Origin of the sequence: Sphingobacterium sp. WM, assembly GCF_029542465.1 — a bacterium.
In the GTDB taxonomy this organism is placed as follows: Bacteria; Bacteroidota; Bacteroidia; order Sphingobacteriales; family Sphingobacteriaceae; genus Sphingobacterium; species Sphingobacterium cellulitidis.
Map to the genome: position 1 here is coordinate 774,877 of NZ_CP120709.1, position 18,004 is coordinate 792,880.

Sequence of the window (18,004 nt, forward strand, 5' to 3'; positions counted from 1 at the left end):
TTTTATTCCCAAATGTACTTTTTATCTTTTCCCAAATATCGATTTTTGAAATTCTTGAATTTGACTTTCATTTGTATGTAAGGCAGATTTTTAATCGATTCCAACTTATCATTCAATAAAGAAATTTCTATTTTTTGCTTTGAAATTTCTTGCAACAAATCTTTACCTGACGCTTTTTTCAAAAGGTTGTTTTGAATGAAATTTAAACGGGCCCTCATTTTTGCACCGATATATTCTGGACTATTTCTTTCTTGTATATCCTTATTGCCTCTTGATGCTAATTTGTTTGCTTCCATTGGATTATGGAAAACAAACTTCATTTTTTCTGCAGCGTCCGCAATGTCAGGTTCAGCCCACATATCCTCCGCACTGCTGAATTTGTTGTAAAGTTCGGCAGATATCAGCTTGTACTTAACAAGAAATCCATTATTGATGTTCATAAAATCCTTATTACCTGAATAGTCGGTCGCAATGACAGGTATGTTCAGATACATGGCTTCAGCCATGGTTAGCCCAAACCCTTCAGATCTGTGTAATGAAATGAAACAATCACATTGTTTGATCAAACTATGAATTTCTTCCCTGGTTAATGTTTTTTCAATATAGATGATTGATGCGTTCTCCGATAATCTTAAATCAATTAACTGTTTTTCAGATTCAAAGTTTGGTCTTTCAGATGCTTTGATAACCAACTTTACGGTAGGATGGTTTTTTCCAAAGGCAAGTTCATAGGCGTCAATTACCCCGATTGGATTTTTTCTTTCTATAGAGCTGTTGTAATCAAAAATGGTAAGGAAATAGTAATTATCCTGACTTAAATCAAAATAATCTCTATCATGAGGCACATTTAATATCTCAATAGAATGTGGAATATTGATTACAGGAATGGGGGAATACAAACTGATGGACTCTGCAGAATAATTGCTTGGCGTCCATATTTCATCAAATAAGTCAAAATACACATGAGCTACCTCTGGAAATCTTTCCAGTTCCCAAACCCAAAACCCAATATTATACTTTCCTTTGAGATAAGTATCCGAATAATTCTCAATGAATGAGGTTAATTTATCAAAGTTTAATTGGACAATATTAATTGGATGAGAATTTTGGTTGCTCAAAACATCTACTTCCTCATGTTCTTGATCTAGAATTTCCTTATTAATATTATGATTGAATTCATTAATACATGTGGAAATATTGGCTGCTCTTAGTGCTCTAATATTTGCTCTAGTGCCTTCACCAAGACCAAATTGTTTATTTATATACCCAATAATATTTATAGCAAGTTCTTTCATCGGCATCTGTAGAAATCTAATCCATCTCTAATTGTTAACGCCTAAAAATTCAAATTGCTACAATCTGGATAAACTTTTTTAAGATTTTGAGTCTTTTTTGATGCCAAAATCAGTCCATGTTTTCTTCTGATCAATGGTTTCTTCTAGTATGAGGTCATTTTTTGCAAGATTATCTTTGTTGTTTTCTTTGTGATAGAGATGATATGCAACTGCAGCAAATTTTAAAAATCGCTTCTTAACTCCACTATTCATCAACCTAAAAGCCATTTCAGAATCTTCTGCCCCCCATCCTTGAATGCTTTCATTATATCCATTAACCTTTATAAGGTCGCTTTTCCAAAAAGACATATTGCATCCCCTCAAGATCTTAGGTTGATTTTTTTTGTATCTATCAGCCAAAAATCTAGAAAGAAAACCAGAACGCATGCTATTTAGAATAAAAGATAACGGAAATTTACTCCTATCAACTTTAATGGTCCCTTTTTGTTCCAACAATTCTTTACTCTGTTCTTGGTCTACCCAAACTCTACTTCCACATAGAAATGCATTCGGTTCAATTAAGGACAGATGGTCTGAAATAAAATGAGGGTCTAATAGGATATCTCCGTCAATTTGTATAATATATTCAGACTGTGCGGCTTCAATCGCTTTATTTCTTATCACGCTCAAACGAAACCCTTCATCTGGATGCCAGATGTGATGAATGGGAAGTTTAGAAAGTGATTTTAATCTTTCTACGGCCTGTTTTGTAGCTTCTCCAGATCCGTCATCTGCAATTAAAATCTCATCGGGTAATCTATCTTGGGCTAGTATGGTTTGCACACATCTTTCCAGTGCTTCTGGCCAATTGTATGTAGAAACCATAATGGCTACAGTATTCGGTCTTTTCGATAAATCACTCATTCTAATTGTTTAAATATTTGTCTATTCCACTATCAACCCAAGTAATATTATCTTTTTGAGTCTGTTCCATGATTTCCTTATTTCGCGCCTCTTGATTATTGTTCTTTTTCTCCGGATGATAAAGATGGTAGACAATTGCAGCAAATTTAATGACTGATTTTTTTACCCCAGTATTCATCATCCGTAAAGTTAAATCACTATCCTCATGACCCCAACCTTCATACGCTTCATTATAACCATTCACAGCAAAGATATCCTTTCGCCAAAAAGACATGTTGGCGCCTCTAGCATAATAAACTGGAAATGAATTCTTATATCTGTTCAAAAGAAAATTTGACAAGAGAGGGAATCTAATGCCATTTTCAATTCTTTTATTGCCTCCACCGAGTAATTTGGGATGAACATTGTTTTCTTCGATTAACTTCTTGGAATATTCATCACTCAACATCACACGACTACCTTGCAAAAGATAATTCGGACGAGCAGCTTTTAGGTGGTCACGAATAAAATCTTTATGCAGAAAGACATCTCCATCGATCTGAATGAGATATTCATATGCTGCGACCGCAAAGCATTGATTTAGAATCATCGATTTTCTAAAACCGTGATCCTCTTGCCATAAATGTTTGATGGGAATAGGAAAGCTGCTTCGAATGGATTCAATTAATTCTTTTGTTTCATTCGTAGAACCATCGTCAGCAATAATAACTTCCTTTGGAAGGATGCTCTGCTCTAGAATGCTTTTTAAGCATAAATTCAGTGCCCCCGGCCAATTATAGGTAGCAACAATAAGCGAACAGTCCTTTATCTTCATAAATCCTTTAGCATATAATATTTCAATTATATATATTCTTGTCTAATTGTTAAAATATATTTTTGATTTCTATCTAGCTAAAGATTTACATAGCTTCAATCAATTTCTTTAATCTGCCCATGATCAAAGGCCAAGAATAATTTCTTTGGACATATTCCTTTGCTCTGGCCTTGTTCAATTCTATAAGTGTTGGATCTGAAATATATTTATGTATTTTCTGATGAAAATCTTTCTCACTCATATAGGCTTCCGTTGCCCCTTCGCTCTTGATGGAATGGCCAAGCAAAACATCTGATTTACTATTTACCAATACTGTCTTACCAAGATCCATTGCCTCCAGTAGAAGTAATGATAAACTTTCATTCCTTGAAGGGTTAACTATTAAAGTCGCATTTTTTATCAATGATACTTTCTCTTCATCCGTCACAAATCCCGTGTAAATGATGTCCGGATGTTCGATTTTCTCTTGAAACAATCTCCCCGTTAAAACTAGTTTTAGATCTGAGGGATGTTTCTCTTTGTAAGAAATAAACCAAGGAATCAATTTATCCATTTTAGACCCGCAAACTCGTCCAAAATAATGTATATATCGCTCAGGTAAATTGAACTTTTCTTTTAATTCCGCTAATTGGACCTCATTTTCAAAATCAGTCTCAACGCCAACTGCGAGAATACTATTTTCAGACATTTTGTTCCCAAATATCTTAAGGCTTAACTGGTGCTCCTCTTCCGTATTGAATCCAATATGCTTTACACTCGTAAATACATGGGTGTGAACTGAACGAAATACATCGCCCTCATTGTGTACCGTTGGAATCAACAATGTTTTTTCTGGGGCAATTCTAGCTCCAAAAACAGTATGCGGATAAACATAAGAGAACAAAATTATTGCCTTATATTCTTCTTTATGCGTTTCTAAATAATCCAAGAGATCTTTTGAATAGAAACCATGGCTTTTAAGTAGGTTTTCTTCATTTTCAATCCCTAAATTCCAAACCGGATTCATATTTGCAACTGATTCTAAAAGACCCAATCGAAATAAATTCCTCCTTACCTTTCTTGAAAATTTAGTTTTCTTACGCCAAATATTATGTTCTTTGGCATCAAATGGCTTACAGTCAAACCTCAATACATTTACACCATTAAGGTTTTCCCGATTATCCTTATAATATGGCTCAAAAGTATTGTAATTGATTGTTTTGCTTGTCAAAACATCCACCTCATAATCATTTACTAGTCGTTCAGCCAGCATTTTGCAATGATATTCAGCCCCTCCATTTACTTCTTTCCCGTATTGACAGACTAAAAAACAGATTTTTTCCATATTATGTTAAACGTATTTCTAATCCTAATTTGCTATTATCCTTTTATTTTTCCCTTCACCCTTTCCACAACCATTTCACTTGTAACCAAGTCAATCGCCTCAACACCATCACACAAGCATGATTTATTGCCATAAACCGAGTTTGGTCTATTAGGATGTTCCTCCTGAACACAATCTTCCAGTAATTGACCATAACCCAAGAATCCAGCATATGGATGAGTTGCCCCCCAGATTGAAATACAAGGAACTCCCATTAAGGATGCCATATGCATCCCAGAACTGTCCATACTGATCATTAAATCCAAATGTGCAATAATATCAAGCTCTTCTCTCAGCTTATATTTCCCAACTACAGAATGAACGTTAGGATATCCTTCTGCCCATTTCTCTGTTATTTCCTTTTCCTTCGAGCCACCACCAAATAGTACAACTTCAATGCCTAATTCAGCCAACGCTTTGATTACGGCAGCCATTTTCTCAAAAGGTAGAACTTTGAAGCTGTGTTGCGCAAAAGCAGAAATACCAACTTTCTTGGAATTTGATGCCAAGATCGGCATCATTCCTTGCGGAATTAATCGATGTTGTTTTTGAAGTTGATGACTTAGTTCGATGCGGTAACCTAATGCTCGAAAAACATCCGCATAGCGTTCCGTTGTTAGCTTCAAAGGCTTAAAAACTTTGTTTTTATCTCTTGTCAAGGCTTTCTTTTCCGGTCTTCCCTTATCCAAAATCCGAACCTGATATCCGGCAGTTTTGAAAAGGAGATCCAAAAACCTAGACCTGATATTATTATGTAGGTCAGCAACCTGTGCAGCCTTATATTTTTTTAATTCATTGAACAACTTGACAAGTCCTGCTACCCCTTTATGCTTTCCTTTGGGGTCAATGGGATGAAAAATAACCCTTGGAATCCCTTCAAAAAAGGCAGAAAAAAACGGACGTGAAACCATAATGATCTCAGTGTCCGTATGCTGTTCTTGAAATTCCCTTAAAACTGAAGCAACCATGGCTACATCACCCATTGCTGAAAATCTAGTGACCAGGATACGCCTCATTTCCAATGAATTATTTCTGTGCCCCGTATAGTACAGGATTTAAGTTCGGGTCGTTGTACATCTTCATTTGCTTGTACACCTTCATATATTTCTTGCCGCCTTGAATATCACTCAATAACTCATCGATACTTTGTGATAAATCCTTGCGCTGTTCCAACAGGATATTCAACTTTTCCTGGCAAGCCTCCTGATGTGCTTTAGACACATCCGTACGCAAGGTCTCTTGCCCCATATGATAAATCTTCAAAGCCAGAATCGAAAGCCTATCAATTGCCCATGCCGGACTTTCAGAATTGATCTTTGCATCAGGTTGAGCAACGACATCCTTGAATTCCTGCAAATAATAACTATCAATAAATTCCACTGTATCGGTACGTTCTTGATTTTGTCTGTCAATTCTTCTTTTCCAGTATAAACCCTCACGAGGATCAATATTCGGATTCCGGACCACATCTTCCATATGCCATTGAGCAGTATCAATCCAGCATTTTAAATATAATAAATGCTCCAAGCTCTCGCGGCTGTATGGATTCACAATCGGCTGGTCAATCTTATCGTGAACATGGTAATCTTCAATTACCTGCTGAAAAATGTTGTTTGCTATTGAAGAGATCATGTACAAATATAGTATTTACTATTTAGTAGTTGGCATTGGAAACCTCCAAAACCTCCTAAAAACGATACTTATTTAATGGATATGCCTACTTTATTTTTTGAGAAAGATTCAATAATTAAATCTTAAGAAACTAATTGCCAATAGCTAAATACTTTAAGAAAATACTCGGGAATAAGCCCAATACGATTATTGAAATGGTTAAAATTACCCCAATAACCAACATCGTCTTACTGTAATTCTCCTTGGGCTGAATTTCTTCTTCTTTATTTGATTTTAAGAAAGCGAAAAGAGGGATTTTAAAATAATAAAATAAGGATATTACTGAAGTTAATGCGCCAATGATTAATAACCATAAAAAGATTAAATCTGTGCTATTTTGATAGATTTCAAAGATACTGCTAAAAACCAATAGCTTTCCAACAAATCCCGCAGTAGGAGGGATTCCCACCAATGAAATACCTAGAATGGAAAAGCAGGTGAAAATAACAGGTAGTTTTTTACCCAATCCAGTATAGGAGGAAAAGGCAGTGCTACCTAATTTTTGTTCCAAAACATCAATAAAGGCAAAGCTTCCCAGGTTCATCAATACATAGATGAAGATATAATAGAAGAGGATATCCTGCTGACCATTGGTATATCCAATAATAGCCATCAACAGAAAACCAGTATGTCCAATGGAGGAATAAGCCATCATCCTTTTGATATCTGTTTGTCGCAATGCAATCAGATTACCAAATAACATGGTCACGATGGCGACTACGGAAATAAACATAAAGGTCAATTCCGAGAAGAAGAATGGTGTACTGATCCAAGCTGCAGCCAATCGACTCATCAAGATTATCGCCGCTATTTTAGGAACTGTGGATAAGAATGCTGTTACTGGAGTCGCTGCTCCCTCATATACATCTGGTGCCCACAGGTGGAAGGGAACAAAACTTAATTTAAAACCTATCCCTGTAAAAACAAACAATAAGGCTATACTGCACATCACCCCTGGAGCAGCAATTAATCCTTGAATATGTCTCGGACTCGCAAAGTTTAAATCCCCTGTAAACCCATAAACCAATGAAAGACCATAGAGCATGACTGCCGAACAAGCAGATCCAAAGAGGGCATATTTCATTGCTGCCTCAGCCTGCTTCTTATTTTCTGAGAAATAGCCTACCATGATATAGGAACTTATGGAAACCATTTCAATGGCAATAAATGCCAATAACCAATGTGTGGTCATCGAAATCAGGTTCATCCCAATACCCGCAGCTAATAAAATACTATATAAATCGCCCTTCCGACGAGTAAATTCCCTATGTTGGAAATATTGTTGAATAAATATTGCCGAAATAAATAGACCAAATGCAATGAAAAGCCTCGCAAAATAAGCGGTCTTATCAATGGTCAACATCCCATAGAAGCCGTAGTTTGCATAATCATGTTGGGAAAATAATATGACCGTAGACGCGATTATACTCAAAAGACTGATAAAGAAGGATGAATGCTTCCAATACTTATCAAAAAATAAGGTACAAGCGATACTCAATAGGAAGCCAATGGACAGGGTTAACTCAACCTTGAACAAGGGTACCGATCGAATAATCTGATCTATATGGTCCGAAACTTGAAAAGCAAAATCGTTCATTTCCCTAAATCCCTACAAATATGCTGTAACCAAATCCAATAAACTCAACACGGAGTTGTTTAATACCCCAAAAACCAAGGATGGCATTACTCCTAATAATAAGGCTAATGCTAAGGTTGGAAATAAGATTATCTGTTCTCTTTTATTTAAATCCGTTAATTCGGCAACCCAGGTTTCTCCACCTTTTAATCGTGTTTGTCCAAAAAACATACGTTGTAAGGTCCAAAGGAAATATGCCGCACTCATCAGAATTCCCAAGGATCCGAAAATAGCCATCCATCGTGGAATTCCCGTCTGCATACTTTCAGCATTAAAGGTCCCAATAATGACAAAGGCCTCACCGATAAACGCTGAAAACCCTGGTAAACCTAGTGAAGCAAAAAATGCAATCGCCACATAGGCTGTATATTTTGGCATAATGCTAGCCAATCCTCTAAAATTGTAGATATATCGGTCATGAACACGGTCATACAGGACTCCAACTAAGAAGAACAAGGCTGCCGATAAAAATCCATGACTCAACATCTGAAACATGGCCCCAGAAATACCTTCCGCAGTCAGGGAGGATATTCCCAATAACACAAACCCCATATGTGAAACCGAGGAATATGCAATTAATCGCTTCAGGTCCGTTTGTGCCAAGGCATTCAATGCCCCATATATAATGGATACCACACCTATCAACCCCAACCACCAATTGGCATCAGCCATAGCATCTGGAAAAATCCCCAGACAGATCCGAATGACTCCGTATCCACCTATTTTTAATAAAATTCCGGCAAGGATAATCGAAACTGGTGTAGGTGCTTCTACGTGCGCATCAGGCAACCAGGTATGTAATGGGACAATAGGAATCTTGATGGCAAAGGCAATGAATAATACGATAAATCCTATCATCCTTGCTGGAATCCCTAATATCTCATTGGCATTCCCTAAGAAATCAAAGAAGGATCCCGGAACATAATTCTCAGGATTCATCATATATAACATATTGAAAGTATGTGCTCCGGTATGTGGGTTTTGAACTGAGAAATAAAGCCCAACAATAACCAATAACATAAATACGGAACCAAATAGGGTATAAATAAAGAACTTGATCGCAGCATATTCCCTTCTTGCTCCGCCCCAAATACCAATCAAAAAGTATAATGGAAGCAGCATTACCTCGTAGAATACATAGAATAAGAAAAAGTCCAATGCACAGAAAATACCCATTACTGCAGTATTCAATAGCATCAACAAGGCAAAATATCCTTTTTTACTTTTCTCCATATTCCATGACGCACCTACAGCCATCAACATGACAAAGGAACTCAGCAATAGCAATGGCAATGAAAAACCATCTACACCCAAGAAATAATCGATCTCCAATTTACCCATGGAGCCTAAACTCAGCCTAATCCATGGCAATTGCTCCACATACTGATATGTGGATACCTCATTAAAGGCACCTGCAGATCCCTCGAAATTGGCGTATAAATAACCCGCCAATCCAAATTGAATCAAAGTGACCAGCAAAGCAATATATTTGAAGCTCTGTCCCAATCGGTTCGGAAGCAACAAAATGCCTGCAACAGCTAGCAAAGGCAAAAATATAAGTAAGGATAATGCACCCATCTTATTTTAATATCAAATAAATTATTCCAATTAATAATACCGTAAAGGCGAAACCCAAATAGTTCTGTAGCCTTCCGTTTTGTACCCATCTTAATAAATGTCCAATGTAATACGCCGTGCCAGCAATACTATTCACTAAACCATCAACCAGGTTCTTATCTATCCAAGCACTGAAATTTGCCAACCCTCTGGTTAGGCCTGCTAAGAGATTCACAAATCCATCTACAATATTTCGATCAATCCAATACAAGCCATTACTCAAGCTCAACGTGCTATTCACGAACATTTTTTGATATCCTTCATTCAAATAACCTTGATTTAAGGATATTTCAATCCAGCTATTGTTCGGATTCAATGGATAATTGTTCTTCACATACCAGTTCCATCCGATTACCCAAGAAATCGCCGATCCTAATGTTATTACCACTGGTAAAATCAAGTGTAAAGAATGCATCTCCGAAAACGGATATTGCACATTAAAACCAGCTAATATAAAAGAGTGATGGTAAGCCAATGGATTCCAGGAAAACACGATGAATAAACAGCAAATCCCTAAAAAGATCATAGGACCTATCATCGTTGAACTGGCTTCATGCAGATGCGGTTTCTCCAATTTAAGTTTAAACTCTCCAAAGAAAACCTTAAAGATCAATCGACCAATATAAAATGCAGTTAGAATACTTACTATGGTTAAGGCAATTGGAATAATAAAATATACTCCGCCATGATGCGCAGCCCATTCAAAGGCAGAAATCAAGATTGCATCTTTTGATAGAAATCCAGAAGTCAATGGAAATCCTGCCAATGCCAATGAAGCGATTAACATCAAGATAAAGGTCTTCGGCATCCATTTTCTCAATCCACCCATATTGTTGATATCCTGAGGGTCGAAGTCTAAATTATGGGTCTCTTTTAAATGCAGCATTTCATGGATGACAGCTCCTGCCGCCAAGAATAGTAAACATTTGAAAAAGGCATGTGTCGCTAGGTGAAACATAGCAGCATCCCAAGCGCCTACACCTACAGCAACTACCATAAACCCTAATTGAGAAATCGTGGAAAAGGCCAAAATCCTTTTAATATCACGTTGCCCCAAGGCAAAATAAGCAGCAATAAATGCGGTGATTGTTCCAATGATAGCAATGATCAATAATGCTGTTTCATTGAATAACGGGAATACGGTACATAATAAAAATACCCCTGCAGCAACCATCGTCGCAGCATGAATCAAAGAGGACACTGATGTCGGACCTTCCATCGCATCAGGTAACCATACATGCAATGGGAATTGTGCCGATTTAGCCATCGCACCAACAAAGAAACATAAACCTGTAAAGGTCATCCAGCCAGATGGAATGTCAGTAGTCTGATAGAATAATCCTTCTTTGCCAAATAACTCAACCAAGTTTAAGCTGCCATAAAAGCTATATACAGAAGCAATTCCTAATAGAAATCCTAGGTCTCCAATCCGGTTGATGATAAAGGCTTTCTTGTTTGCTTGTACAGCAGATTCTCGCGTAAACCAAAACCCAATCAATAGATAGGATGCAAAACCAACCAACTCCCAAAAGATATACATCATAAAGAGATTGTTGGAAATCGTTAATCCCAACATCGCAAAACAAAAGAGACTCAAATACATCCAATAACGATGAATCCCGGGGTCTCCTTTCATGTAAGAACGTGAATAGATATGAACGGGTAATGCAATCACACATACGATCAATTGCATAAGAACCGTCAGGTTGTTTAATAAAATACCTATGGTGAAATTATGGGTGCCTATCGTGAACCAGGAATAATTCGATGAGATAGGCTCTGAACGCCAAATTTCCATAAATACAAAAGCGACCGAAAATAGGCTGCTGAGGATTATGGAGGCTAGGGCAATATTTCCAGACTGATCCCGCTTACCCAAAATAGCCTGCGCTAAAAACGCAAGCAATGGAAGTACTACGACGATAATACTTCCCAGGATAGGTGATATGTTTAATAAATCCCCCATCAGTCTCTTAAATCTGTAATATTTTCAGGGTTAATACTCTTATACTTTCTATATAGATTTAGAATAATGGCTAAACCTACTGCAACGGATGCTGCGGCCAATACAATGGCAAATAATGCAAAAACCTGTCCGCTATAGTTGATTTTATCATACCTGCTGAATGCTACTAAATTCAGAATCGCTGCATTGATAATAAATTCTATTCCCACCAAAATCATAATCGCATTTCTCTTGGCTACAATAGCGTACAGTCCGATGCAAAATAAACAAGCCGATACTACTAGAAAATGGGTCAAGGTAATCACTTCGGATCCTCCTTTCTGGAAAGATGAGCCGCCCCAATCAAAGCCGCTAATAGAAAAATGGAAATTACCTCAAAAGGTAGAATATATTGGGTCATAAATTTTAAGCCCAATTGATTGATGTTGTTGTCAGTGGATTTTAAAATGTTTCCACTTCTAATATTTTCCGTAATCCATTTTGGCGTATTCTCCTGCCATTCGATAATCCCATAGATCATAACGCCTAAAAATCCCAAACATAGGATTAAGGTTTGCCAATTAGGTAGGGATAGGAATTTACTCGATGTGTTTTGCAAATCGGCCAAAAGTTCCTTGTTGGACAACATAAAAGCAAAAATCATTAAGATCAATACCCCACCAACATATACCATAATTTGGGTAATGGCAACAAAATCTGCTAAAGCAAAAATAAATAACCCCGCCATTCCAAATAGAACAACGAAGAATAAGAATAAGGCTCTAGCTGTGTTTTTTAAGCTAACTACCAATAAAGCCGAACCCAAGGTCAATGCTGCAAAGGCGTAAAAAATGGCTAACTCCATTATTTATTCTTTGCTGCCTCCTTCTCAGCTTGAAACTTCGTCCACTCTTCCTTACGTTTTTTGATCTCAGCATCCGACATCTCTGCGAATGAATAGGTCAAATCCGCAAGATTGCTGGTAACTACATCGTATTTATCGGTCATGGTAATACACTCCGTCGGACATACAACGGTACATAATCCACAGTACATACATTTTGCCATGTCGATATCAAACTCCGCAGCATATAATCTCTTTACCGATCCATCTGAAGTTTTTCCTATCGCTTCAGGGGATTTAATGGCTTCTATAGTGATACAATCAACTGGACATGCTTTGGCACATAGATCGCAGACTATACAATCGTCTATTTCTACATCCAATTGATACCGTGCAACCTCTGGAATAGGCATGGTTACTTTTGGATATTGAACCGTAGTCACTCCCGACTGCTCATCAAAATAATGATCTTTTTTGATGTCCAGCGATCGACGAGCCTTTCGGGCACTAAAAAGGTGCTTCACTGTTAAAGTAAGTCCTTTTAAGGCCGTTGCCACTCCTTGTATGGTCGTTTTTAAGATCAATTATATCATAATTAAAATTCGCCATAGCCCCGATATTGCCATGCATACGAAAGCTAATGGAATCAATATTTTCCAACATAAAGTCATCAGCTGATCAGCCCGGAACCGTGGAAGGGTCCAACGTATCCAAATCTGAACGGCAACAATGAACAATGATTTTATCAAAGTCCAGAATACACCCCAAAATGGTCCCGTTGTCCAATCTGCCAATCGAACGGCACCAATATTTGGTAAAATGGTATTCCAGCCTCCTAAAAAGATAACCACGCCTAACATGGCTACCAAAAACATCATGGCATACTCCGCAAGAAATAAAAAGGCAAATCGAATGCCCCCATATTCTGTATGAAAACCGCCAATAAGCTCACTCTCCGCCTCTGGAATATCAAATGGCGCCCTATTACACTCCGCCAAGGAGGCAATGAAAAATATGGCATAACTGATCAAGAGGTGTGGAGCCTGGAAAATGTTCCAGGATAAGATCCCCCCAATGTCATTGACCTTCCAGAAACCTAAAAAGTATATATCTTGATCTGCCCATATCCCTTGATTGAGGGCAATCTCATTTAGATTCAATGTTTGTGTGATCATCACAGCTGCGATCAACGATAATCCTACCGGCAATTCATAGGAGATCATCTGCGCAATGGCTCGAATAGAACCCAATAATGAATATTTATTGTTGGAACCCCAACCTGCCATTAATATCCCGATCGCATCGATGGAAACAACGGCCATAATAAAAAATAATCCGGTATGGGTATTGGACGGTAATAGATCAGGACCCCAAGGCACTACGCTATAACCAATAAATACCGCTACGAAAATAATAATCGGCGCGATCGCAAATAATATCTTATCCGATGCTGCCGGAGAAATAAATTCTTTCTGAAGTAATTTAAGGATATCTGCGATGGTTTGTAATAACCCGAATTTTCCCGTTTCCATCGGACCAAGACGGTCCTGTACGAAACCTGCTATCTTACGCTCAGCATAGACTGCAAAAAGCGTAAACAAGGCAATAAACAAAAATATTGCTACAGGTGTTAGGATATTCAAGATTAAGCTGTCCAATCTTCTTTTTAGATTAATTCTTAATTAGCTACAAACATAAGGAAATACCATTAAATAAGCCATAACTAATATCATTTTGAACAGCATTCAGTGCAATTTTTTAAAATATTGTTATTTCGGACTCTCATGGAATCCTTGCATGGTATTTGCATTATCTCATAAAATATATGATGGTACAATGGACAATCTGTTGAATTATCATTCTGTATTTTCCTGAAATCACCAATTATTGATATGGATTTTAAGGAATTTTAAAAATATTTTAAACCTTTTGAAATATTTTGGGTATTTATATAGTAGTTTAAACAATGTTATCTATGAAAAAATCTATTTTTAGTGTATTAGCAGTAATCACAATTTTATTTGCAGGATGTGCAGGAGCAAAGAAAACAACTGGGAACCAAAATCCTGACTTCGCTGAAATCACTGGAAACAAGTGGCGTTTAATTGAATTAAATGGTAAAAAAGTTCCTGAGAAATTAAATGGTAAAGAACCATTCTTAGTCTTTATGGCGGAAGAATCTCGCTATTCGGCTTCAGGTGGTTGTAATACCATGGGCGGTGAATATGTTATTGCAGGTACAAATCAGATATCTTTCAAACCAGGAATGTCAACAATGATGGCTTGTGAAGATATGGAAACAGATAAATTATTAGCTGAAGTATTCAAAACAACAAATAACTATTCGTTAGCAGATGGAATCTTATCGCTAAACGTTGGTCGTAGAATGCCATTGGCGAAATTCCAAAAAGTGGATGCAGAAGTGAGTCTGGAAGGAACTTGGGAATTAGATTATATCGCAAATTCATCGAAACCTTTCAATGAATTGTACCCTGATAAAAAACCGACCCTAATTTTTGATGCCGGTTCTACTAAAGTTTCTGGAAATGCAGGTTGTAATACCTTCAATTCTTCTGTAACAGTAAATGGTAAGAATATTAAATTCGGTCCGCTTGCTACTACTAGAATGGCATGTCCAGGTGAAGGCGAGCCTTTATTCATTCAGTCTTTGCAAAAAGTGAATGTACAAAGTGTAAATGATAACACCTTAACATTGATCGTAGGTGATATCGCAACCATGCGCTTCAAAAAAGTAAAATAAGACAACAATTATCTAGATAAACAAGGGCGATGTTTTTACAAACATCGCCCTTGTTATTTTATGGAATCTTCATTGTTTGAGGGATTCATTTATGAGCTTTTGCTCCTTATATTTTATTTATTTTCCAGCTTCCTCTTCTACCCAAAGGCCGTCGGATTTAATGATATCAATCAACTCATCCAATGCCTTGGCTGATGAAACGTTCCTTTTTACCACTTCTTTACCACGGTATAGGGTAATCTTATCTGGACCTGCTCCAACATAACCATAATCAGCATCCGCCATCTCCCCAGGACCATTGACGATACAACCCATAATACCGATTTTTAACCCTTTTAAATGATTGGTCCGGCTACGGATCATTTGAGTAGTTTCTTGAAGGTCAAATAAAGTTCTTCCACAACTTGGACAGGAAATATATTCTGTTTTTGAAATCCTGGATCTTGTCGCTTGAAGAATACCAAAGGATACCGAAGCAATCTTATCCGTCGGAGTAGCTATTGAATCCAACCAAATTCCTGATCCTAATCCATCAATCAATAAGGCTCCGAAATCTGTCGCCGCATATAATTGAATTTTCGAAATTGGTTCCTCCGGATCCATGATGTCACCAACAGGACCTGAAAAATCTGAAGCAGGATAACTCCTTTTTAATATGACCGGACAATCAATACCTATCTCTTGCAGGTTAGCAAAAAACTGCCTTTGATCCGCCATTCCATGTAAATGATCCGTCTCTAATATAAAAACTGTCGTTTTATCAACCTGCAGATTCGCAAATTCTTCCGACTCCAATTGATCATTGCTCACATAGATCAAATTCATGGCTGAATCTTTCAATTCAGCAGTATTGAATTCTTCAATGCTATAAATGGGATGGATATTGGTTTTATTTTCTAAACCTTTCCAGGTTTTGTAATTATACAATTGTTTTAAATTCCCTGGCATCGTAAAGGATGGCAAGGAGTCCCCTAAATAAACAAAATCAACAGATTGATCACCCATATGATATTTGTCTAGGATCGCATCGTATTTATAACCTACGTCAGAAAGTATAAAAGGATCTTTTAGATTTTTAGTCGACAGGTCAACAATGATTCTTGGAACTAATGATCCTCCAATAAATGCATTTACTTCCTGTGAGCTATAAGGTTTTGTTTCTTGCGAAGGAGCAATCTTGATAATTTCTCTTTCTTTGGATTGTTCTAATTCCTTAACTCTTTTACTGTATCGGTTTACCAAGGCAATTGCAACGGGAGCCTCTTTTTCTGGTTCTTCCGTTAGTGAAACCCGAACAGTATCGCCTAAGCCATCTTCCAACAAGGTTCCAATTCCTACCGCTGATTTAATTCGACCGTCTTCACCATCACCAGCTTCAGTCACACCAAGGTGTAAGGGGTAGTTCATGTTTTCAGCAACCATTTTCTCAACCAATAGGCGATAAGCTTGCACCATCACCATCGGGTTGGAAGATTTCATGGAAACACAAAGGTTATAATAATTTAAATCTTCACAGATCCGGATAAATTCCAATGCGGATTCAACCATGCCTTCCGGAGTATCCCCATAACGGCTCATAATCCGGTCGGAAAGTGAACCGTGGTTGGTGCCAATCCGCATGGCTGTGCCATATTCCTTACAGATGTTTACCAATGGAGCGAATTTCTTGTAAATCCGATTCAACTCTCCTTGATATTCTGAATCTGTATAATCGATTTGATCAAATTTCTTTTTATCAGCGTAATTTCCTGGATTTACCCGCACTTTTTCGACGATTCTCGCGGCTACCTCAGCAGCATTAGGGGTAAAATGGATATCAGCAACCAAGGGTACAGTATAACCCCTTGCCCGAAGTTCTTTTTTAATATTCGCTAGGTTTTCAGCTTCCTTGATACTAGGTGCGGTAATGCGTACATATTCACAGCCTGCATCCACCATCTTGATGGTTTGCTCCACCGAACCCATGGTATCCATGGTGTCAACCGTGGTCATACTCTGGATCCGAATCGGATTATTCCCGCCCATTGGAATATCCCCAATCTGTACCTCACGGGTAAAGAATCGTGAATATTCCGTCTTGCTGTTGCAATAACCCCCAGCTAATGTTGTCAGATGCTTACTTTCCATATCAAGGCAAAGTTAGCTAATTTTCAGATTTAGTATCGTAATATCGATAATGAATTTGCAGCACCCGCAACTTTGATATCATACTTATTGGTTTCTTGATCAAAATTCTTGCTCTTGCGGACATCATCGATCACAACATCTACATCCTCGTATTTATTGTTGGAGAATAAGGCGTCAGTTTCTACTTGACATGCTGCTCCTTTTGGTAAGTACAATATTACTTTTGATGCGGCGGTGTTTACTTCAATGTCACAAACACCATCAGAAGGCTTTGGAAGATATAAATTCAAGGAACTAGCACCTGAATTTACTTCTAGTTTTCCAATCCGCATTTGCTTGAAATCACCAGTGATGGCTGCAGCACCAACATTGAACTCTAAATCCCATAGCGGTTTTGTGTTCAAGGCAACTTCGATCAAGCTGTTGTTGTATTTGTTGTTTTTCATCTTGCTGGTCAACTCCATGCTGACATTCTTTTCTCCCTTGCTTTGTAAGTTTAAGGAAGCAGTTGCCTGCGCAGTTTTGGCATCCAAGATCAAGCTTGAGTCTTTCCCAGCGCTGAAATTGTATTTTGCTGCTCCACCATTGATGGTCAACTTTGCAGTTTCGGTATCTTCACTTAAGTTCTGTGAAACAACTTGCGTAAATGGACCTTCAATATCATCACCGGTATTCACTTCGATGTTTCCAAGACGGTCATAAAAAGTATCCTTGCTGGTAATTCCTTTGTAGAAAATAATTCCACATAGGATAATATTGGAAGCGATGACAATATATTTCGAATATGTTCTTCCTTGAAGCAAGAGACTTATACCTATGGATACTAATATTAATGGCCATAAGTTAATAATGCCGTAGAAGTTGAAATCTATAACCTTCATGTTGTGTAGCAGAAAAACTAATCCTGCAAATACCAACCATATACCTGTTGCAATTTTATTGTTCATTGTTTGTTAGCTTTGTTGAACCAAAACTACTACGATAATACAAATTAATTAATGGAAAATAGGCTTGACTCTTCATTTTTT

Annotated in this window: 16 protein-coding genes; 1 reads left to right on the plus strand and 15 read right to left on the minus strand. The window is 37.5% G+C overall.

Translation table 11 applies throughout. The features are described 5' to 3' along the window. Window positions 1–2 precede the first annotated feature (2 nt). The 13 genes from PZ892_RS03345 to nuoH form a co-directional block, all read right to left on the minus strand. Window positions 3–1,295 (minus strand): glycosyltransferase, encoded by a 1,293-nt coding sequence (locus PZ892_RS03345; protein ID WP_277712082.1) that lies wholly within the window; start codon window positions 1,293–1,295, stop codon window positions 3–5. Window positions 1,296–1,373: 78 nt separating this feature from the next. Further along, window positions 1,374–2,198, minus strand: a complete 825-nt coding sequence (locus PZ892_RS03350) for a glycosyltransferase family 2 protein (protein ID WP_182498140.1) — start codon at window positions 2,196–2,198, stop codon at window positions 1,374–1,376. 1 nt (window position 2,199) lies between these two features. Then, window positions 2,200–3,012 (minus strand): glycosyltransferase family 2 protein, encoded by an 813-nt coding sequence (locus PZ892_RS03355; RefSeq protein ID WP_182498141.1) that lies wholly within the window; start codon window positions 3,010–3,012, stop codon window positions 2,200–2,202. Window positions 3,013–3,097: 85 nt separating this feature from the next. Continuing rightward, window positions 3,098–4,336 carry a glycosyltransferase gene (locus PZ892_RS03360; RefSeq protein WP_182498142.1) on the minus strand — a complete coding sequence of 413 codons (1,239 nt, stop codon included), beginning with the start codon at window positions 4,334–4,336 and terminating at the stop codon, window positions 3,098–3,100. 35 nt (window positions 4,337–4,371) lie between these two features. Continuing rightward, window positions 4,372–5,391, minus strand: coding sequence for a glycosyltransferase family 9 protein (locus tag PZ892_RS03365; protein WP_182498143.1), 1,020 nt, complete (start codon window positions 5,389–5,391; stop codon window positions 4,372–4,374). Window positions 5,392–5,401: 10 nt separating this feature from the next. Next, window positions 5,402–6,007, minus strand: coding sequence for a DUF4254 domain-containing protein (locus PZ892_RS03370; RefSeq protein WP_094255341.1), 606 nt, complete (start codon window positions 6,005–6,007; stop codon window positions 5,402–5,404). A 130-nt stretch (window positions 6,008–6,137) separates the two neighbouring features. Further along, window positions 6,138–7,643, minus strand: coding sequence for an NADH-quinone oxidoreductase subunit N (locus PZ892_RS03375; protein WP_182498144.1), 1,506 nt, complete (start codon window positions 7,641–7,643; stop codon window positions 6,138–6,140). A gap of 12 nt (window positions 7,644–7,655) precedes the next feature. Next, on the minus strand, window positions 7,656–9,260 hold the full coding sequence (locus PZ892_RS03380; RefSeq protein WP_182498145.1) for an NADH-quinone oxidoreductase subunit M: 1,605 nt from the start codon (window positions 9,258–9,260) through the stop codon (window positions 7,656–7,658). Window position 9,261: 1 nt separating this feature from the next. Continuing rightward, window positions 9,262–11,265 carry an NADH-quinone oxidoreductase subunit L gene (gene nuoL, locus PZ892_RS03385; RefSeq protein ID WP_182498146.1) on the minus strand — a complete coding sequence of 668 codons (2,004 nt, stop codon included), beginning with the start codon at window positions 11,263–11,265 and terminating at the stop codon, window positions 9,262–9,264. Beyond that, the gene (gene nuoK / locus PZ892_RS03390; RefSeq protein WP_277712085.1) at window positions 11,265–11,570 is read right to left on the minus strand and encodes an NADH-quinone oxidoreductase subunit NuoK; all 306 of its coding nucleotides are present in this window, start codon (window positions 11,568–11,570) and stop codon (window positions 11,265–11,267) included. The genes nuoL and nuoK overlap by 1 nt, the downstream gene beginning before the upstream one ends. Next, window positions 11,567–12,109: an NADH-quinone oxidoreductase subunit J gene (locus PZ892_RS03395; protein WP_094255336.1), complete on the minus strand. Its 543-nt coding sequence runs from the start codon at window positions 12,107–12,109 to the stop codon at window positions 11,567–11,569. The genes nuoK and PZ892_RS03395 overlap by 4 nt, the downstream gene beginning before the upstream one ends. Beyond that, entirely contained in the window at window positions 12,109–12,669 is a 561-nt protein-coding gene (locus PZ892_RS03400; RefSeq protein WP_182498188.1) for a 4Fe-4S binding protein, read from the minus strand. Before PZ892_RS03400 ends, PZ892_RS03395 begins: the two co-directional genes overlap by 1 nt. A 3-nt stretch (window positions 12,670–12,672) precedes the next feature. Then, on the minus strand, window positions 12,673–13,746 hold the full coding sequence (gene nuoH, locus PZ892_RS03405) for an NADH-quinone oxidoreductase subunit NuoH (protein WP_182498148.1): 1,074 nt from the start codon (window positions 13,744–13,746) through the stop codon (window positions 12,673–12,675). A 317-nt stretch (window positions 13,747–14,063) separates the two neighbouring features. Here nuoH and PZ892_RS03410 point away from each other — a divergent pair, with 317 nt between their 5' ends. Continuing rightward, window positions 14,064–14,849, plus strand: a complete 786-nt coding sequence (locus PZ892_RS03410; RefSeq protein ID WP_179221424.1) for an META domain-containing protein — start codon at window positions 14,064–14,066, stop codon at window positions 14,847–14,849. A 117-nt stretch (window positions 14,850–14,966) separates the two neighbouring features. Here the strand turns inward: PZ892_RS03410 and ispG are convergent, their stop codons facing one another. Both ispG and PZ892_RS03420 read right to left on the minus strand, forming a co-directional pair. Further along, complete coding sequence (ispG, locus tag PZ892_RS03415; protein WP_182498149.1) at window positions 14,967–16,976, minus strand: (E)-4-hydroxy-3-methylbut-2-enyl-diphosphate synthase; 2,010 nt, start codon at window positions 16,974–16,976, stop codon at window positions 14,967–14,969. A gap of 29 nt (window positions 16,977–17,005) precedes the next feature. After that, window positions 17,006–17,923, minus strand: a complete 918-nt coding sequence (locus PZ892_RS03420; protein ID WP_182498150.1) for a DUF5668 domain-containing protein — start codon at window positions 17,921–17,923, stop codon at window positions 17,006–17,008. Between the last annotated feature and the right edge of the window lie 81 nt (window positions 17,924–18,004).